This window comes from Brevibacillus sp. HB1.1, from assembly GCF_013332445.1.
GTDB classification, from domain to species: domain Bacteria; phylum Bacillota; class Bacilli; order Brevibacillales; family Brevibacillaceae; genus Brevibacillus; species Brevibacillus porteri.
Genome location: NZ_JABMIV010000001.1, coordinates 1,022,614 through 1,041,632 on the forward strand (window position 1 = coordinate 1,022,614; position 19,019 = coordinate 1,041,632).

Here is a 19,019-nt window from a genome sequence, read left to right on the forward strand (position 1 = left end):
TACGTCAAGCTATGTATTTTCATTCTCTGTCGAGGATCTGTCTTTCTTTTGCGGCATAGTAATCTTTTCGTGCCAAAAGGACATCGATATCGTATTGGCCATTTCCCTTTGTTCTCATCTCAGCCAAAGCAACGCCGAAAGCTGCTTGTTCTGTAAGGGACAATGCTTTGTTTTGCGCATAAATGATACCTGCGGCAAACGCATCTCCTGCGGACTCTCGAATCGGCATAGTCGGGGCAGCAAGCCATTTTTCCTCCTGTGCGGTGCACAGCCACAGCCCTGCTTCCCCACAAATGACCATGACCTGATGAATACCTTCTGCCACCAATTTTTTCGCGCATATTTCCACATCATTATAGGAATGAAGTGATTGGCCACCTAGCACTTCCAGTTCATCAATGCTCGCGACAAGTATATGAACACCTTCAAGTAACCCTTTCCATTTTTCTGCTTTTTTCACAGAAACAGGGTCCACGATGATCTTTTTATCGAGTCTTCTAGCTTCCGCCAAAAATGCCCGCATAACCTCGACGGGAAGATTGGCATCCAGAAACAAGCCTGCGGCCTGAGACAAGCGTTTGAGACCTTGCTGGACAATCTCCGCTGGCCACTCTTCATTTAGTTCCATGTCTGCAACAGCCGTGTACAATTCACCGTCACGATCACGAATAGCCAAGTAGCGCCCAGTCGATTTCCCTGCGATTCGCAACATGCCATGAGTAGCCACTCCACTATTTGCTGTGACCTGTCTTAGCCACTCGCCATCTGCATCTTCTCCCACCAGAGCAAACAGCTGCACTTCTTCTCCTAGCCATCCCAGATTTTCCGCCACGTTTCGAGCTACGCCGCCTGCTGCTTGATGTACTTCACCCGGATTACTTGTTCCAGGCAACAGTCTGGCAGAAGTGATCCCCTGCACGTCAACATTGGCTCCTCCCACGCATAGCCAGTATTCTGTTATACCTTCCAGCATTCCAGCATTCCCCCTAGCCTTCTGCTCATGGTCTAGTCCATTGTGCTCCTCTCTTTTTCGACACCGTTTCTCCATTTACCTACTTTTTAAAAAACTTCCTGACAGATCAAATTCTTTATTTCCGACCATCATATTCCCATCATTCATGGATGACGTCCTGTAGAATCCATGCTACATTGAAAAAAATAAAAAGTAAGTTACCTAAGAAAGGTTGGGGATGAACTGACATGAGTGCCTCATCAACACCCATTCACTCTACACCGGCAGGGACTGCGGCACCAACTGTCTATCGCATGCTATTTGCCATTAGCATTGCGCATCTGTTAAACGACAGCTTACAAGCGGTCATCCCTGCATTGCTTCCTATTGTAGAGAAGAATCTGGCATTAACGTTTACACAAGTCGGAATGATTTTACTCGTCATGAATCTTACTTCATCTGTTTTGCAACCATTCGTCGGTTACTTCTCCGATCGCAAATCGATTCCTTTATTGCCACCACTGGCTTTGATCGTATCGGGATTGGGGATGCTGGCACTCGCATTCTCCGGTAGTTACTATTTCGTTCTCGCAGCAGTCGCCTGTGTTGGTATTGGCTCAGCCATCTTCCACCCAGAAGCCTCACGCTTCGCCCACTTGGCATCCGGTCCTCGCAGAGGGCTGGGACAATCCATTTTTCAAGTAGGTGGAAATGCCGGGCAAGCACTCGCCCCCTTGATGACCATCCTGGTCTTTGCAAATCTGGGACAGACAGGGGCTGCCTGGTTTCTGTTGCCCGCGCTATTAGCTAGCGGCATCTTGCTCTATGTTGCTCTCTGGTATCGTGGGCAACAGCGCTTGAAAAAGGCTACTGCCGCACCTGTCACGTATACGAATCGGAACAAGCGATTGATTGCCCTCGGTCTCCTGGTTGTCATCGTCAGTGTGCGGTCCTGGATGAATGCTGGCTACCAAAGCTTTTATCAGTTTTATTTGATGTATGTGAAAGATATGGATTATGCCAGTGCACAGCTCGTCATTTTTGGTTTTCTTTTCGCAGGAGCGATTGGGACATTTTTTGGCGGACCGCTGTCTGACCGATTCGGAAAAAGGAACTTGCTCATCATTTCCACACTCGGTTCACTTCCACTGACATTGCTGACGCCTTACGTCTCAGGCAATTGGGCCTTTCCATTAATGGTGATCAGCGGCTTTATCATGCTTTCGAGCTTCTCCGTCACAGTCGTGTACGCGCAGGAGCTATTGCCTGGCAAAATCGGTACCGTATCCGGACTGATCATCGGGCTTGCCTTTGGAATGGGAGGCATGGGCGCTCTCGTTTTCGGCTATCTCGCCGATCTTTACAGTCTGAGCTTTGTCATTCTGTTATGTTCGTTCCTCCCGTTAATCGGGGTTATGGGCTTTTTGCTGCCGAAAGACAAGACACTCCGCGAATGGGCTCACTAATCTATTCCAAGGAAAAGTCAAAACAAAAAACCCGAGGACACGAATCCTCGGGTTTTTCTTTATGCTAGGGGTTCTAGACTAATACACCTGTTGGTGCGCCCAGCACTTGGGCAATGACTGGTGGATACACTTCAGGCGTACCAAACAGTCTCCAAGTACCGTCCTCACCTTGACCGAACAAGCCATGGATCACCCAATCTGCTGCCAGCATAGCACCCAATTCAGCGCCAATAGACAGCTTGATTGTCTCGCCATTCGCTCGTTTTGCCGTACAACCAGATGAAGTGATTTCTTGCACGAGTATGGATTCTTCCGTGACATCTTTGATCGCCATTGGTTTGCTGAAAAGATTTTGAGTCGCTTCCTTTTCCAGCACACCACGCAAGCGATAGGATTCCGGCAATGTTTCCTTCAACTCGGCGAACAATGGCTGCATGACAGGATAAAGCGCGTATGGTCCTTGCTTATCCAGCCACTTGAAGAACGCCGTCAAAACAGACATCAGATTCGTTGCCAACGTTTTGGTCGTTGCGTCTGTGCGCGTGAAAATGTCGTGGACGAAGAAGTATACCAGATCCTCTCTACGCAACTGCTCCCATGTGAAAGATGGGCCAAACGCTCCTCTGACGAATGAACGGAAGTTATTCATGACCTCATCGTATTTTTTGACGGTTGCTTCCGACTTGCCCTCGGTCATCTCTTGCACGAAGCGATTGATGTCCGCAAGTCTGTCAGGATGCACGGTGTACACACTCTCCGGCAACCCCTCGATCAACGGACGGCGCAGCAGGTTATGCACATGCAGGCTGTCATTTGACAACGAGAGGCGCGGACGAAGAATGTCCATGCGGATAAAGCGAGCCAAGCCTTGTCCGATTTTATGATCCTGTTCCATTTGCTCCATCAGCTTGTGGAGTTTCCCATGCAGTTCCTCGTTTTCTGTAGCCGCAACCAAGAGCGGTGCCAAATCATCGAGCTGTTCATGGGAAGTAACCAGCCATTTTTCGGTAAAATAGGATTGGACCGCCCACTGCAACACTTTTGGTGGCAAAGTAGGCTGACTCGTGATAAACAGAGTTCCTTTGGACAAACGAGAGCCCGTTGAAGTAAGAACGCGAATCTCCTCTTCGTTCTCAAATGCAAGCAGCAGTAAAAGCTCTGCGACTTCATCTAACTGCGATGCATACCCTTCCAGAATCAGGCTATCATCCTGCAAAATCACTTCTGCCTGTACTTCGTATAGCTCCAACAAGGCATCCTTTAAATTCGGGAACAAATGCTCTTCCTTGCGTGTCGCATATACCCATGTCTCACGAGCAGCATCCCGTTTTTTCAGCTCGAATGCAGGATTCGACTCGATTACTTTCAGGAGCTGTTTACGATCTGGCATCGCATAGGTACGACGCAGTAGCGATTCTTGCTTCGGTGCTTCCGACTCGCTTGCCGCTCCACCAAATTGAACGATGAAGTGATACAGCTCTGTCGTATAGCTTCTCTTGCTCGTATCTACCTTCGCAGCTTCTACTTCTGGATGCTGGCGTAACCACTCGAGCAGGCTTTCCTTGACATGTGGCTGCAAGATGATGCTGCCAGAGAAGAGCATATCACGCAGACCTAGATTCAGCAGGCGCCCAACGATCAATTGCCCAGGGACAACATTCAACGTATTGGCACGAAGCAGATAGTGTTTTTCTTCCGATATCGGTTGTTGAACCGTGATGACATCACGATCCACTTCCACGATTTCATAAACGTTCAGGTGCAATCCAGCAAACGCACGGCGAAGATCAGGCTCCATCCGACGTCCATGCTGTTTGATATAGTTCTCAAGCAGCGTGCTTCCACCTGTTTTGACGTCCAATACACACCAGTTGAAGAAATGGGCTGCCCATTCAGGACGTGCGACACTCTCTTGAGTCAAGCCTACTTCTTCGGCAAAACGATTCCGCGCTTCTTGAATCGTCTCGCTGGTTACATTTGCGCCGACAAAATGGTTCAGTCTTTCGACCCAGCCAGCGTATTCTTTTTGCAGCTTTTGCTCGTGGCGGCTACGCAGCTCCGTAATGGGAGTGACAACCCCACAGCATTTTTTGTATTTTTTTCCGCTCCCACAAGGGCACAGTTCGTTTCTTCCTACCGACATAGAGGGTTTGGATCTCCTTTCCAGCCCACGCGGCATGCGCGGGGAATCATGCACAATCCCCCTATTTTACCGCATTATTCGTCATGTGTTCAAGTGTTCTCGCTTTGGTTCATGTGCGATACCCACATCCGTGTTGTTGCTTTCCCATTGAACAATAAATTGTTCCAGTCGATTCATCAACCTGACGATGCGCTGCTTCTCGCCCATACATGCTGAAATAGCAGAGAGCTGGTTCGTGGTAAAAAGCTCTACCACTTCCTGCTCCATTTCTTGAAGGCGAATCCGATAGCCCGCGATAACCTCGCGCAGGATGGCAAATCTCTGCTCTAACCGGATCGTAGCCTCAAGTTTACTCATTGTTGTTCACTGGTCGCCAGCACCTGTTGAATGCCAAGTACGATCTGCTCATGCTTATGTTTCTCTTTCATTAGCACTTCTATAGCTTGCATATTGCTTTGTTGAAAATGAGCGACAACTTCTTGGGACATTTCTTGGTTTCTTGTCTCCAAGCGGTCGATAGCTTCTTGCATCAGTTTTTGTACTTCCTCAAGAACTTGCTGGTTGGTAATGGTAGACATAGTAGCTTCCTCCTTGGTAACTAATAGTTCATGTTGTTGTTCCACCTGATGTAAGGGATTCGCTGGTTCTTCCGATGCAATTTCTTCTGAGACGGACTCGCTGTTTCCTATCGATACAGAAGGGGCAGCAACAGCAACCTCGAGGGCCGCCTGCTCTTCCTTGGAATCTTCGCTACGAGCAATGATGTACATGGTATCACCGTCAATGCGGAAGCGGTCATCTTGCGCAGGGAGAAAAGCAGCATCTGCAGCAATTCCTACTTCCTGCTCCAGAAAATGGACTAATGTGCGAGCAGCTACCTGCGTAATGCCATTGTCGCGGCAAAACGCATACACTTGGTCATTGCCCAAAGTCCACTCTGCCAAAAACCATCTGCTGTCGCCTTGATATTGCACAAAGCGAGGATCGCGTTCCAATTGCAACATACGAAGAATCTGATTCCAGCCAAACTGCGTTTGACGACGCAGCTCTGCGACAATTTGCTCAAGCTTTTTTGGTGTTTGGCTATCGCGTAAATAGCGATGAGCCAAGTCGTACACTTGATGCGGCTGGTGAGTGACCTCTACGATCGCCTCTGAACTTCCAACTCGCACTGGAGACTGCTCCATGTTCAACACTTTATCCAGTATTGTCTTGCAGTCCAGATCCAAAAAAGCATTCAGCTCATTCGCTTCCATCCGGGAGCAGATCTCCGTACGTGGAAGGGAGCGCTCACCGGGCCGGAATACCTTTTTTACAATACTTGGTAGGGTATAAGTTGGCCGTTTCATTGCACTTTCTCCTTCTCGTGTTCGGCATTGTTTGCCAAATCAAATGGGAATCAAGAAGATATTCTACAAAAAGAAAAAAAATCCTACCTGACTTGAAGTGTTTATGAATTCCGATAATGATGAAAAGGAAAACCCGACACGGCTTCTACACCATGTCGGGTAATGCTTAGTCGGACGCTTTCCATTCCAGCCAGGTTTCTTCCACTGCACCCGTTGCAGCATCGATCTGCAAAGACTTGGCATCGGCCGTTGGTAAATAGGCCAGCTCCGGCAGTTTCGCTGAATGTGTACCTACCTTCGGATACCAGTATGCCAAGCGTAGATTTGCTTCTTTGAGATACGCATCCTTTGCTTTCTCATCCTTGACAATACCGTCTTTACTGATGGTAGCAGGCATGGACGGCAGGTCATTTACTTGAACAAGGACTACATTACCCTTCTTTGCGTCCACTTCCATGTAAAACAATGGTCTCTTCGTAGGGATACCATCAATCTCAGGATGAAAAGCAAAGCTACTGATCGGCCGCACCAAATTTTGATCCGCCCAACCCGGCAGATTTTCTATAAGACTCGTCTCCTTTACGGAGAAAGCTTGTTCTTTGGACAATAAGTATTTCTCCACAAATTGTACTGCGATGTCTTTTGCCTCATCATGCGTGAGCGGCTTCTCAAGCTCCTTTTCTACGGAACCGTCCAGCTTGAATTCAATGGGTGATTTTGTTTTACGGTCGAGAGTAATCCACGCACTTTGATACGAGCTCGCATTCCATTCATGGCGATCGATGTCACTGTTTTTATACTTTTTGTCTTCTTTTACATTTTTGTACGTGCGCTGATTCAGCTTCAGTCCAAAATCCTTCTCGAGCATCTGCTCCATTTTTTTCGTATCTCGCCAGATGCCCATGTCTGCTGTTCCTTTGATTTTCATCGTCTCATTCGTTGTTGTTTTATACACAGACGGAACTTCTTCACCAGACAGAGCATCTATCGTTGGCAATTGGTCGGGCACGTAAACAAGCTTGCCCGCTGACTCATCGTAGACCAGTTCCATGGATACCTTGTCTTGCCACTCCTTCGTTGCCTTTTCGAGTGGTACAGTTTTGCTTGGGTCCGCTACTTCTGCTGGGGTAGGAAGCTTTACCTTATCTTGCTGAAAATAGACAACCTGGCCCTTTGCATCAACCATGACCCGCGCTGTCTCTTTGTCCACCCACGTATTGTTCAACTGTGGGTAGACACTGACGACTGCCAGATGATCCAGCTCTGACGCACGATCGAAAGAGAGCGTCGCTTGCGGGGAAATAACATGGTTAACCGCTATGTAATTTCGAATAAAATCGACAGCCTTTTGATAGGCTTCCTTTTTATTGATTTTGGTTGTTTTGTCCCGATTCACATCATGCAGGACAAATCTGGTCATATCTCCCTCTGCATTCGTGGAGATATTGAGCGTCGTATTCGTAGTAATGATACTCTTTCGATCCGAGAGATTAATGACATACCCCGAGTTGCTTGTCCCACCGTATGAGTCCACATGAAGGTCTTTCATGAGAGGCACATAGTCCTCTTTCAATTCTGTTAACAAGTGGACGATGTCTTCTGGCAACTGAATGGGTTCCAGACTTGATTTGCCATCATACGCATAGGAAGACAACGGATGCAGAAGTGCCACTGGTGTCGTGACCATGCTGACTGCCAACACAAACATGGCAGCTCTGTTTCGCTTTTTCACAAGATTACCTCCTAATTACAAGACATTACTGTTAAGACGAGCTTCCTTCAAAAACGTTTCTGATTTATCTAAAAAAAGCCAACTGCTTCGTTTTGCTTAGCAGTTGGCTTTTTGTTCCATGAATTAATACCCGCGCCAGACTTTTCGTCTAAGCACGCCAGCGTACGCCCATTCCTCTTCTTCCGTCATGTCCGCTAATGTCTGGCTCAAAGCGTTCATTTTGCTGTCGATCTGGTCCAGATAATGGAACATGACAGCTGTTGGCGTTTTTCCAGATACAGCACTGCCCCAGCCGTTCTCTACCTCTCCATGATGACTCAAAATGCAATGCTTCAAGTGCAGAACCTCCGCGTCCCCTAAAGCAATATCTAGCTTGCGGCAAATGCCACTCACCATCTCGACTCCCATGACCAGGTGACCAATTAACTGACCTGGCGTGGTGTAATCCGGTGCGATGGGATCAGATAGCTCGTACAGTTTTCCAATATCGTGCAAAATACAAGTCGCAATCAGTACATCCCTGTCTACTTGTGGATACAGCGGCAAGAGGCTCTGTGCCGCCGTCAACAGAGAGACAATATGCTCGAGCAAACCATGATAATAGTTGTGGTGCATGCGAACACCAGCCGGATAATGGCGAAGGCGGTCCTGAATCTCCTCTGTTGCCAGCGCTTCTTGAATAATGGCCTTGAGCGTGGCACTCTGCAGGCTATCGACTGCATGGGTAAGCTTTGTCCACAGTTCATCTACTGGAAATGGAGAGATCGGAATGAGCGACTCCATCTGAACTTCGTCTGATGCGGCAGCCGGTCTGATCCGTTGAATCACCAGTTGCTTTTTCCCACGATACACTTGGACGGCAGCGTCGATCTTCACGACAGCCTTGACGTTGATCCATTCCTTCATTTCTGCATTGACATCCCATAGCTTTGCCGTGATCGTTCCGGAGCGATCTCCCAGCTCCAAATTCAAGTATTCACTCTGGTTACTCGCTACGCCAGCTTCCTTGCTTTTAATCAGGCAAAAAGCGACAACACGCTCTCCCTCTTGATAATCCAATAAATATTTCATCTATTTGTCCCATCCTAGCTTATTTTTTTCGGAACAGGGTTTCTTCCAGCTTTTTCACTATTTTCTTGCCGACCAGATCATCCGCAGATCGAACTACCTTCGTAATGACAGCCAAGAGGTCTTCTTCGCCATTCCAATGCTCACGTACAATCGATTCATCGATGTCCACCAAAATCTTGCGCAAAGCATAAACGGCCAAAATGACGTCGTCCACAAGCCCGAATCCGCCCACTAATACCTCCGGAATAAAATCAACCGGGGTAATGAAGTAGGCAACCGCTACACCTGCTAACGCTTTTGATTGAACACCTACGCGCTTGTCCAGCATAAGGCGAGCCAAGAGAACAAACAAATCGGGTGCAAGCAATATAAAGTTGGCTACTGAATCATTGACTCCCTTGTCTCTAATGAACGCTTCGATTTTGTCACGTAATTTATCATAAAATCGCTGATGTTTTTCCGGTAATACTACAGGAACCAGTTCGGTTGGCTTCTGAACCACAGGCAGTAGATTTTCGTTGCGGTTTTCTTCACTCATTCTGATCCCTCCGTAATTGCTTTTTTACATTCTTCTTGTGTCTGAAATACGACCAGGTTGCGATCAATGCGAGCAAAGCGATAAAGAAAATCGCGAGGTTACGAGCAATCAAATCAAACAGCTCATCCCAGCGTTCTCCTAATTGCCAGCCAAGCGTCACAAAAAGCAAGCTCCAAAACAGCCCACCCAAATAGGTATAAAGCATGAAAGTCGGAAATGGCAATCGCGTGATCCCCGCAAAATAGGCCGTAAACTGACGAACACCAGGGATGAAATAGCCTAGCGGAAGCGCCCATTTGCCGACGCGATTAAACCACTCTTCCGTTTTTTTGTAAACGGTATAGCCCATCCCTAGTCGCTTCCCATATCGTTCGAGAAAAGGGTAACCTAACGTTCTGCCGATCCAATATGCCACCGTCATCGCTGTAACGGAACCGAGAAAGCAGACGAAAAAAGTAGGCCAAAATTGCAATTTTCCCGTTGAGACAAGAAATCCAGAAAAAACGAGCAGCGTTTCTTCAGGTAAGGGCATCCCCAAAATTCCTAGAAAGAACAATCCAAACAAGGCGCCATACCCATATTGCGTAATATAGTCACTAAAGGTTCCCATTACATCTGCCACGAATGTCACCACTTTTCCAGCAAGCTGCCCTCTTCCATTATGCCAAAAGAAAGGCGCATTCACAAATCAGAGCTCGTATGGCAACTATTAATTTTTGCCAACTTGGAGATACTCTACAGCATCAAACAAAAAACAAATCCAGCTTCACCATTCGCCTTACCCTTAGGGGATATGACAGACAAATGACTTGGGACAAACGAGGGATAGCACGGATGTGGAAAAAAACATATCGAAAGCTAAAATTCGAATATTACAAGGTGCTGAGAATGAAAGGGGCTCCAGCTTTTGTCGCCCGCGGATTTTCGCTCGGAATCTTCATCGAGTTCATTACCCTACCTACTTTTGGCCTTGCGTTTTTGTTGCTTTTCCCACTTTGCAAGCTGTTTCGCGCCAGCTTGCCCGCTGCTTTGGTTGCGTTTGTCATCGGAAAGCTCATCTTACCGCTTTTCATTCTTTTCAATTACAATATTGGATACGTGTTGATCGGCAAACCGTTACAAGGGCAATTGATCCATCACGAGCCTGGGATGCAATGGCTTGTCTGGGTGAAAGAAAAAGGACTTGTCTATTTTACCGGGAGTGCCATCATGGGGCTGATTGTCGCTTTTGCGAGCTACATTCTCGTTTTAACTGGCCTTCAATTGTATCGTCGTAAGAAATTGCGGCGCTCATTTCCTGAGGAAAGCCCTACCCCTTAATCGCTCGAACGAAAAAGACCGGTCTGACAATCGAATGTCAGTCCGGTCTTTTTTGCTCGCAATGTTATGCAAAGTAGCCTTTATCGTGCAGGTGCTCCATGATTTCGGCAACAGTTTTGTCTTCGTTCAAGAGCTCCACGGTTACTTCCACTTGCTCTGGGGACAAACCGTTCGCTCCGAGGCTTTCCTTGATCAACACGTCGTTAGGGCGACGGAAGTACGTTTGCAACGTACGCTTCACACGTCCTTCCAGACTTGTTCTCAGCATCAATTCAGTTGTAGACATCTGTTCCACCTCTTTCCTAGAAAGATTTGCGTAACCCCTATTATCTTATAAAACCGTGGAATAATCAACCTTTCTGCGAAATAGCTTCCTTGTATAGTTGATCCCGGTTTTGGTCATGGGAAGAACAGAGATGTTCATCGATCGATACACCATCATACGTCAGTTGGGAAAACTGCTCTCTGAGTACGTCTTCCTCTACGTTATTGGCGATAGCCTCGAACACAACTGCACGTGCATCCAACAAATACTGGCGATCCCGTTCAATCCGATGCAGGATTTCCTCGCGTCCTTTTGCAGGTACTCCGTGGCCAGGAATAACTTCTTCCACTTCTCCTTGTAAGACCAACTGCTCGATTTTTTCCAGACTCTCCAAATAGGCACTACTATCATCGATAAACGGGAACTCCAAATTGGATAGCATGTCACCGACAACCAGCAGCTTCTGCTCCCGGAACAAGGTCGCCATCTGATCGGATGTATGTCCTGGTACAGGCAAGAAAAAGACTTCCTGCCAATCCTGTGCATCCTCTACTAATTTCGCGAATGTCGGCATTCCTACTTCATACGATCTGACCACGTAATACGACCCGTCAAACCGTTTCGCCTTGTTCAGCTTCTTCTCGATCCGTCCAGCGGTGAGGATTTCCTTTTGTGCAATGACTGTGGCATCCGGAAATTTGCCAACTCCGACTACATGATCCCAATCTCCGTGAGTCAGGACGAGAATAAGCTCCCTTCCATTCCTCTCACTCTGCACATAATCAGCAATCGCCTCTATCTCATGGGGAAAATAGGCCGGATCAAACAAGTAGAGACGTTGTTCGGTTGATACAACTGCACTGGTCGTTTGCCACAGACAACTTGTAAACAGCTTGTAGGATTGTGCCATATCTATATGCCTGGCATGGTGTTGCGCTTATGCTCAGAGATTCGATGCAGGTAATCAATACGTTCTTTGGCTTCTGGTCGAGTTTCCCCTGTAATCAGCAAACGATCCAGATCCTCATAGGTGAAGCCCATCTCTTGTTCATCCGTCTGTCCTTCCCACAAATCGGCAGAAGGCGGCTTCGTAATTATCTCTCCTGGCACCCCGAGCTCAGCTGCGAGTATTCGCATCTCATGCTTCGTCAGGCTTGCTACTGGATTAAAATCGGCAAGACCGTCTCCGCCTTTTGTCATATAACCAACATGAATCTCGCTGCGGTTGCACGTATCCGCTACCAAGTATCCTTTTTGGTTAGCGATGGCGTACAACACTGTCATGCGCAAACGAGCCTTTGTATTTCCCTTTGTTTTATCATCAAGCCCAAGTACACTTTCGATAGCAGGAACCAAAGCGTCGTAGGCAGGCCCTACATCTACCTTGTGCAAGTGAAAGCCAATCGCTTCAGCAAGTCGCTTGGAATCTGTTTCATGAACGGTTTGCGAGTAAGCAGGCAACCAAACGCCAATAACACGTTCAGAGCCTAATGCACGAACACACAGCGCTGCCGTAACCGCACTGTCAATCCCACCAGAAATACCGACGACTGCACCGCCGAGGCCATTTCCGTCAATTTGCTCACGAATAAAGGCAATACGTTTTTCCACGTCTTCTTTTACATGAATCTGGTAGTTCGCCAGATGTTCTTGAAACTTGTCCACGCTACCTACCCCCAGGGTTGAGTATTTCTCCCTCATCCTACCATGCCGTTTTCAGTGTGGCAATTGGCACAGAACGGGACTACACTATATACTATAGAGAGTTCTTGACTAACGAGGAGAAGGAGAGAGTCGATGATTATCCTCAAGACACCTGAAGAAATTGAACTCATGCATGCAGCAGGCAAGACTTTGGCTGCTTGTCATCGTGAGATTGCCAAGATGATTCGTCCAGGCATTTCTACCTGGGAGATTGATCAATTCGTAGAAGAATTTTTGGCTAAAAATGGCGCGACCCCTGAGCAAAAAGGGTTTCATGGATATCCATATGCCACATGCGGTTCAGTAAATGATGTCATCTGCCATGGCTTCCCGAAAAAAGAGCCTCTGCGTGATGGCGATATCGTAACAATCGACATGGTTGTTCGCAAAAATGGTTGGCTGGCAGACTCCGCTTGGTCTTATGAAGTGGGGACAGTGTCCCCAGAAGCGAAAAGACTGCTGGAAGTCACTGAAAAATCGCTGTATCTCGGTATTGAGCAAGCTGTTGTAGGCAATCGGATCGGCGACATTTCCCACGCCATCCAAACGTATGCGCAAGCACAAGGCTATTCCGTCGTGCGCGATTTTACTGGACATGGAATCGGTCAGGAAATGCATGAGGAGCCGTTCGTTCCTCACTTTGGCCCTCCTGGCAGAGGACAACGCCTTAAAGAAGGCATGGTCATTACCATTGAGCCCATGCTGAACATCGGGACGTACCATGCGACCGTCGATGAAGATGGTTGGACAGCACGTACACGCGATGGGAAGCTGTCCGCTCAATACGAGCACACCCTCGCTATTACCGCGGATGGACCTGTTATCTTAACAAAACAATAAGGATGTACGAAGAGCCCTTGCATTGTCAGGGCTCTTTCTTTTTCTCCCAATGTGCTCGGTCGCACATCCAATCGTTGACATCCCTTCTGCCGCTCCGTATGATGCAAGTACGCTTTGTTACTACTCAGTAACAAACTTATCCGACCAGCAACGCTAAGCACAAGGAGGGTTCCATCCCATGTCCGATACAATCTTATCTAAGCAACTACGAGATATCCCATTGTCCGTTCTCGATTTAGCACCCATTACAGAAGGCAGCAACGCTGCTGAATCGTACAAAAACAGTCTCAATTTGGCGCAACAGGTGGAAAAATGGGGCTTTACTCGTTATTGGCTCGCCGAACACCACGCAATGCCCAGCGTAGCCAGCTCTGCCACCTCCGTTCTCATCGGTTACATTGCTGGTGGCACCAGCAAAATCCGTGTAGGCTCAGGCGGCATTATGCTACCCAATCATGCTCCACTCGTAATCGCCGAGCAATTCGGGACACTGGAGTCCCTCTATCCAGGCCGGATCGACTTAGGTCTTGGACGCGCACCCGGGGCGGACCAACGAACATCACGAGCGCTACGCCGCGATTTGCGGATTGGTGGAGAGGATTTCCCGGAGTTACTGGAGGAGCTGCGTGAATATCTTCGTCCACGAACTAACGAGTCGGCATCAGCTATCCGCGCTATCCCTGGTGAAGGTCTGAACATCCCGATCTGGCTACTCGGATCCAGTGATTTCTCAGCGAGACTGGCGGGCATGCTCGGATTGCCGTTTGCTTTTGCTGGACATTTTTCGCCGAACTTCACCTTACCTGCATTGCAGACGTATCGCCATTGTTTCCGTCCATCGGAAGTGCTGGATCAGCCATATGCCATGGTTGGCGTCAATGTGATGGCAGCCGATACCGATGAGCTCGCGAATCGACTGGCCACCTCCCATTACCAAGCATTCTTAAATCTCGTCCGCGGCGATCTCAAGCCTATCCAACCACCTGTGGACAATATGGATGAGCTATGGAGCGAATTCGAAAAACTGTCTGTCCAAGCACAGCTGCGTTCTTCCATCATCGGTAGCCCGGCTACCGTGAAAAGCAAACTACAAGAGCTACTCGATGCTACAGGCGCAGATGAGCTCATGATTACGACGCAAATGTACCACCATGCCGATCGTGTGCGCTCTTTTGAAATTGTCTCCGACGTCTGGAAGTCCTAAATGGGGGATGGAATATGACGGAAGCAAAACGGCCTCGCGTGCCTCGGGAAAAAGCACAAGAGATCATATTGAACGCTGCTGAAGAATTGTTTTATCAAGAAGGGATCCATGCCGTCAGTGTAGACGCCATCGTCGAGCGGGCCGGAATGAATAAAATGAGCGTCTATCGGCAGTTTTCCTCGAAAACGGACCTGATTCTCGCCTACATGACCCGAAAGCAAGACGTTTTTTGGCAAGAATGGGAAGAGAGCATCGCCAAACATCCCAATCGGCCACGAGAGCAACTCATTCAGTTTTTTGCTGATCTGGCTGAGCGCGCGACCAACGAGCAATTTCGCGGCTGTTGTTTTATCAATGTAGCTGTCGAGTTTCCTGATCCGGTTCATCCTGTTCGCGAGTTGGTATGCTCCCATCAGAAACGAATCCGCGACGCTTTTTTGGAGCGCACGACTGCCCTTGGCGCTGCGAATCCATGCGAGCTGGCCTATATGCTGATCTTGTTGATGGAAGGTACTTACGCGGATAGCCAGACGTACGGAACCGATAGTGCAGCGATCCGCATGGTTCCTGCCATCGTAGAAAAAGTTTTGGACCAAGCGCTTCATAATTAAAAAAGTGGCTTTCTGCCTTCATCGGGCAGTTGCCACTTCCTCTTTTTGTCGCTCATACAGCTGTTTTAGCGCCGGGCACTGGTCGCATACTTTTCTTGTTTCGCCGTCATCGCTTCTAATTCTTTGACGTCTTGTTCCAAGTCACAGATGTCTTCTTCAATCAGTTTTTTCAGATGTTGCTTTTCCCGCAGGATTTTGCGGGTTTGCTCCAAACGCTCATTCAAATCGAACACGCCGAGATACACTGCTTTTCCCTCCCTATGTAGGTTTTCCACCTTACATGTTATGCAGCAATCGCCAGAAGTTGCTGACCATTTTTTGTAGGGTCAAAATAGGTAAAAAAGTGAAAAGAGACTTCCCATGAGCGTAAAGCCCTGGAAGTCTCTTTATTTGCTTTAAAGTCCTTTGTATTTGCCCAATTCTTCGCGTAGGCGATACACTTCCTGTACCAAAGCACGCTTCTCCAGACGGTCAATCTCCTGATCCAAATCGTTCATACGTGCATGTCCACTATATGGGGCATCATGCATCGGGAAACCGTCAGAAGCGTATGACCACTGCGGTTCCTTTGGCATGATCATCGCCATCAGCAAGTAAAGCAAAATCGGTACTCCTGTAAAAACAGTGAGAACGACAACTCCTACACGTACCAGCGTAGAGTCAATGCGTAAGAATTGCGCAATCCCACCACAAACTCCAAATAACCGTTTATCATGAGAACGGTATAGTCGTCTTTCCATCATTGCATTCCACCCTCTCTACAGTATCCGCTTGCCTTGTATCTACAGGATACCCGATAGGCGATTCCGGTAAAATGGTCCGTAGAGGGATTTGTCCTCCGTCGCTGGACGGAGATCAATCATTTGGCAGGAGGCTCATAAACGGGGCGGGGACGATCAAACTGTTCTCCCAGAGTCGCATACGTATGGCCAGCTAATCTGCTAACAGGAGCAAACGCTGCGGCATCAATCCGTCCTGCATGATACAGCTCATCCGCTACATGTACATGCACCACCTCCCCGATAATCAAATCCGAAGTCGTCGGACTACCTAATTCCACAATCTGATGCAGCTTGCACTCAAAATGGATGCGGGATGCACGCAGTCTCGGCACCTTGACGAGAACAGATGGGGCGACCTCCAGCCCCAATGCCTCTACTTCACTGATCTCTGGCGGATAATCAGCAGAAGTCTGATTGACTGCATCCACATTGTGTACGTCCACCATGTTGACCACGAATTCTCCCGTTTGCATGATGTTTCGTGCCGTATCCTTTGGGACACTACCCGGCTTGCGCATGACGGCAACCGAAACCATCATCGGTTCAATACTAGCGACATTAAAATAACTGAAAGGAGCCGCATTGACGATGCCTCCCTCCCCTAACGAAGTGACCCAAGCGATCGGCCTCGGGACGATACATCCGATCAAGAGCTTGTATTTTTCCTGCCGTTCAATCTCGTGAATGGCGATTTCCATTGCGTTTTTACACCTCTTCCTATTCCTGCGGTGGCAACCAGCTTGACATGTATGCCTCATCCTCAATTTGCAACGCTTGCTTTGTAACGTGAAGCGGGTGGAATGTGTCCAGCATGACAGCCAGCTCTTGCGTTTCTTTTTTCCCAATGCTCGCCTCTACCTTGCCTGGATGCGGCCCGTGAGGAATCCCCATTGGATGCAGAGTGATCGAACCCTCGTAAATACCTTTTCTACTCATAAAATTGCCATCTACGTAGTATAACACCTCATCACTTTCTACATTACTGTGGTAGTAAGGCGCAGGGATCGCTTGCGGATGATAATCGTACATTCGCGGAACGAACGAGCAGATGACAAAGTTTTGACCGGCAAAGGTTTGATGTACAGGTGGTGGTTGATGTATGCGTCCAGTAATCGGTTCAAAATCATGAACACTCAATGCATACGGGTACAAATAACCGTCCCAGCCAACGACATCAAACGGATGGAAGTCAAAGAAGTAGCTGTAGACCACGGATTGGCGTTTGACGCGCACCTCGAAGTCTCCACTTTCCACATGCGTCACCAATTTTTCCGGCAAACGAATATCACGTTCACAAAACGGCGAATGTTCCAACAATTGACCATATTCGTTGCGATATCGCTTTGGTGGTACGATCTCATTTTGGGACTCAATGACGAGGAAACGACTCTGCACAGAAGGTACAATCCGGTAGGTCGTGCCGATCGGAATAACGAGGTAGTCACCCGGCTTGTAAGTGAGTGTACCGAAAATCGTTTGCAGCTCTCCCTCTCCTTGATGGACAAAGACGACTTCATCCCCATCTGCATTGCGATAAAAGTAATCCATCGGCTCTGTTGGTGCGCATACTGCCATGACGACGTCGTTATTTCCTAGCATGTATCGACGTCCGAAAATCGGGTCCCCTCCCGGCTGAACATCAAACGTTTTAAAATGCTGATGCTTCAAATCAACCTGCTCCACATATTCCATGCGGACGTCTGCGTATTTGCGCGTCTCCCTCACTTGAGTAGGCGGATTGTGGTGATACAGAATGGATTGAATTCCGGAAAACCCTTTGGTTCCCATCACTTGCTCGCGGTACAGTCCTCCATCCGGCTTGTAAAACGTCGTATGCCGCTTTTGTGGAACTTCCCCCATTCGTTGATAAAAAGCCATACGTTCCTTCCTCCTTTTTTCATCCTTATTCACAAATCGTATTGCGAAGCACACCGAGGCGTTCCACCTCTAGCTCCACTACATCACCTGGCGCAAGCCAAGCATACTGCTCTGTCCCCAGCTCCAAAATGCAACCAGTCCCTACTGTTCCCGATCCGATAACATCTCCGGGATACAAGGAGCAATCCTCTGAGGCGCGGGCAATCATTTCAGCAAATGTATAATGAATGTCTTTGAAGTTTCCTTTTGAATACTCCTTACCATTGATGCGTGCCACCATCCCCAGATCATAGCGGCTCCCCTTTTCGCCTGCGATACTTACATCTGCCAGCTCCTCCGGTGTAACCAGCCACGGTCCCATGGACGTTGCGAAGTCTTTGCCTTTGGCTGGCCCTAAGCCGACCTTGACCTCCTCCCGTTGTATATCCCGGGCGCTCCAGTCGTTTAAGATACAATATCCTGCGATGTGCTCTTCCGCTCGTTCAACTGGGATGTTTACGCCTGCTTTTCCAATCACGCAGGCAATTTCCAGCTCATAGTCCAGCCACTCGGTTGCTTTTGGTCTGCGAATATTCGCTTGCGTCCCTGTAAAAGCTGCTGCATTCGAAAAATAAAAGACGGGGAAGTGATACCATTCGGGCACCATCGGAAGTCCGCGTTTGGCTCTTGCTGTCATCACATGGGCCTCAAAGGCGTAAAAGTCTCGAAAGCTGGCAGGACGTGGAAGTGGCGAACCTAGCTCGACCTGCTCCAAATCCCAGGCATCCTGTGCTTCGTATGCTGCTTTGAGAACGGGTAACCAGTTCGCCCACTCTTCGAGCAATCCAAGCACTGTACTCGGCGCCCCTGGGCAAGCATGTGCAATATCTTTGACTTTTCCTTCGTGCAGAAGCCCTGCTCGCCAAGCATCCCTTTCCCTTTCTCGATAGGAAACCAGCTTCATGAAACCCTCTCCTTCTCTTGGGCAAATAAGAAAACCCAGCTCACCCCCAAAGCAATTCCGGTGCATGACAAATAAAAAGGGAAACCCTCTTTGTCAAAACGATCCGAAACAGGCATCAGGCGCAAGCTGGGTCTAGTCTGCTACTGAAAAAAATCTTTGCGAGATTTCCCCCCGCAGACAGCCAGCTATTCTCTGTTGTGTCTCCAATTGTTTGTAACGAA

At 48.3% G+C, this 19,019-nt stretch carries 21 protein-coding genes; 5 read left to right on the plus strand and 16 right to left on the minus strand.

Annotated features, from left to right (window positions below; genetic code table 11):
• Window positions 1-19: 19 nt before the first annotated feature.
• A complete protein-coding gene (locus HPY27_RS04775; protein WP_017250358.1) occupies window positions 20-973 on the minus strand; it encodes a carbohydrate kinase family protein in 954 nt (317 codons plus the stop codon).
• A 227-nt stretch (window positions 974-1,200) separates the two neighbouring features.
• On the opposite strand from HPY27_RS04775, the gene HPY27_RS04780 reads away from it, so the two are divergent.
• Window positions 1,201-2,418 (plus strand): MFS transporter, encoded by a 1,218-nt coding sequence (locus HPY27_RS04780; RefSeq protein ID WP_017250359.1) that lies wholly within the window; start codon window positions 1,201-1,203, stop codon window positions 2,416-2,418.
• A 73-nt stretch (window positions 2,419-2,491) separates the two neighbouring features.
• On the opposite strand, the gene HPY27_RS04785 is transcribed toward HPY27_RS04780, so the two are convergent.
• The 7 genes from HPY27_RS04785 to HPY27_RS04815 all read right to left on the minus strand — a co-directional run bounded on the left by HPY27_RS04785 (window position 2,492) and on the right by HPY27_RS04815 (window position 9,873).
• Window positions 2,492-4,561, minus strand: a complete 2,070-nt coding sequence (locus tag HPY27_RS04785; RefSeq protein ID WP_017250360.1) for a YecA family protein — start codon at window positions 4,559-4,561, stop codon at window positions 2,492-2,494.
• Window positions 4,562-4,642: 81 nt separating this feature from the next.
• On the minus strand, window positions 4,643-4,918 hold the full coding sequence (locus HPY27_RS04790; protein ID WP_017250361.1) for a hypothetical protein: 276 nt from the start codon (window positions 4,916-4,918) through the stop codon (window positions 4,643-4,645).
• The gene (locus HPY27_RS04795; protein WP_017250362.1) at window positions 4,915-5,910 is read right to left on the minus strand and encodes a hypothetical protein; all 996 of its coding nucleotides are present in this window, start codon (window positions 5,908-5,910) and stop codon (window positions 4,915-4,917) included. The genes HPY27_RS04790 and HPY27_RS04795 overlap by 4 nt, the downstream gene beginning before the upstream one ends.
• 166 nt (window positions 5,911-6,076) lie before the next feature.
• Window positions 6,077-7,642: a YcdB/YcdC domain-containing protein gene (locus tag HPY27_RS04800; RefSeq protein WP_174224443.1), complete on the minus strand. Its 1,566-nt coding sequence runs from the start codon at window positions 7,640-7,642 to the stop codon at window positions 6,077-6,079.
• Between the two features lie 123 nt (window positions 7,643-7,765).
• Window positions 7,766-8,713 carry a 3'-5' exoribonuclease YhaM family protein gene (locus HPY27_RS04805; protein ID WP_017250364.1) on the minus strand — a complete coding sequence of 316 codons (948 nt, stop codon included), beginning with the start codon at window positions 8,711-8,713 and terminating at the stop codon, window positions 7,766-7,768.
• 19 nt (window positions 8,714-8,732) lie between these two features.
• Window positions 8,733-9,251 carry a YkvA family protein gene (locus tag HPY27_RS04810; protein WP_017250365.1) on the minus strand — a complete coding sequence of 173 codons (519 nt, stop codon included), beginning with the start codon at window positions 9,249-9,251 and terminating at the stop codon, window positions 8,733-8,735.
• Complete coding sequence (locus HPY27_RS04815; RefSeq protein ID WP_026043233.1) at window positions 9,244-9,873, minus strand: DedA family protein; 630 nt, start codon at window positions 9,871-9,873, stop codon at window positions 9,244-9,246. Before HPY27_RS04815 ends, HPY27_RS04810 begins: the two co-directional genes overlap by 8 nt.
• Window positions 9,874-10,085: 212 nt before the next feature.
• On the opposite strand from HPY27_RS04815, the gene HPY27_RS04820 reads away from it, so the two are divergent.
• Window positions 10,086-10,571 carry a DUF2062 domain-containing protein gene (locus tag HPY27_RS04820; protein ID WP_026043234.1) on the plus strand — a complete coding sequence of 162 codons (486 nt, stop codon included), beginning with the start codon at window positions 10,086-10,088 and terminating at the stop codon, window positions 10,569-10,571.
• Window positions 10,572-10,635: 64 nt separating this feature from the next.
• Here the strand turns inward: HPY27_RS04820 and HPY27_RS04825 are convergent, their stop codons facing one another.
• From HPY27_RS04825 to nadE, 3 genes are all read right to left on the minus strand, one after another.
• Window positions 10,636-10,857, minus strand: coding sequence for a hypothetical protein (locus HPY27_RS04825; RefSeq protein ID WP_173622297.1), 222 nt, complete (start codon window positions 10,855-10,857; stop codon window positions 10,636-10,638).
• A gap of 64 nt (window positions 10,858-10,921) precedes the next feature.
• Window positions 10,922-11,746: an MBL fold metallo-hydrolase gene (locus HPY27_RS04830; RefSeq protein WP_174224444.1), complete on the minus strand. Its 825-nt coding sequence runs from the start codon at window positions 11,744-11,746 to the stop codon at window positions 10,922-10,924.
• Between the two features lie 2 nt (window positions 11,747-11,748).
• Window positions 11,749-12,501 carry an NAD(+) synthase gene (nadE, locus tag HPY27_RS04835; RefSeq protein WP_017250370.1) on the minus strand — a complete coding sequence of 251 codons (753 nt, stop codon included), beginning with the start codon at window positions 12,499-12,501 and terminating at the stop codon, window positions 11,749-11,751.
• Between the two features lie 132 nt (window positions 12,502-12,633).
• On the opposite strand from nadE, the gene map reads away from it, so the two are divergent.
• The 3 genes from map to HPY27_RS04850 all read left to right on the plus strand — a co-directional run bounded on the left by map (window position 12,634) and on the right by HPY27_RS04850 (window position 15,195).
• On the plus strand, window positions 12,634-13,380 hold the full coding sequence (map, locus tag HPY27_RS04840) for a type I methionyl aminopeptidase (protein WP_173622299.1): 747 nt from the start codon (window positions 12,634-12,636) through the stop codon (window positions 13,378-13,380).
• Between the two features lie 178 nt (window positions 13,381-13,558).
• The gene (locus HPY27_RS04845; protein WP_173622300.1) at window positions 13,559-14,584 is read left to right on the plus strand and encodes an LLM class flavin-dependent oxidoreductase; all 1,026 of its coding nucleotides are present in this window, start codon (window positions 13,559-13,561) and stop codon (window positions 14,582-14,584) included.
• A gap of 14 nt (window positions 14,585-14,598) precedes the next feature.
• A complete protein-coding gene (locus tag HPY27_RS04850) occupies window positions 14,599-15,195 on the plus strand; it encodes a TetR/AcrR family transcriptional regulator (RefSeq protein ID WP_173622301.1) in 597 nt (198 codons plus the stop codon).
• Window positions 15,196-15,260: 65 nt separating this feature from the next.
• Here HPY27_RS04850 and HPY27_RS04855 read toward each other — a convergent pair whose 3' ends face one another.
• The 5 genes from HPY27_RS04855 to HPY27_RS04875 all read right to left on the minus strand — a co-directional run bounded on the left by HPY27_RS04855 (window position 15,261) and on the right by HPY27_RS04875 (window position 18,798).
• Window positions 15,261-15,440 (minus strand): hypothetical protein, encoded by a 180-nt coding sequence (locus HPY27_RS04855; RefSeq protein ID WP_017250374.1) that lies wholly within the window; start codon window positions 15,438-15,440, stop codon window positions 15,261-15,263.
• A gap of 150 nt (window positions 15,441-15,590) precedes the next feature.
• Window positions 15,591-15,938, minus strand: a complete 348-nt coding sequence (locus HPY27_RS04860; RefSeq protein ID WP_017250375.1) for a PspC domain-containing protein — start codon at window positions 15,936-15,938, stop codon at window positions 15,591-15,593.
• Window positions 15,939-16,054: 116 nt separating this feature from the next.
• Window positions 16,055-16,675 carry a flavin reductase family protein gene (locus tag HPY27_RS04865; protein ID WP_017250376.1) on the minus strand — a complete coding sequence of 207 codons (621 nt, stop codon included), beginning with the start codon at window positions 16,673-16,675 and terminating at the stop codon, window positions 16,055-16,057.
• A 19-nt stretch (window positions 16,676-16,694) separates the two neighbouring features.
• Complete coding sequence (locus HPY27_RS04870; RefSeq protein ID WP_174224445.1) at window positions 16,695-17,855, minus strand: homogentisate 1,2-dioxygenase; 1,161 nt, start codon at window positions 17,853-17,855, stop codon at window positions 16,695-16,697.
• 25 nt (window positions 17,856-17,880) lie between these two features.
• Window positions 17,881-18,798 (minus strand): fumarylacetoacetate hydrolase family protein, encoded by a 918-nt coding sequence (locus tag HPY27_RS04875; RefSeq protein WP_174224446.1) that lies wholly within the window; start codon window positions 18,796-18,798, stop codon window positions 17,881-17,883.
• Window positions 18,799-19,019 lie beyond the last annotated feature (221 nt).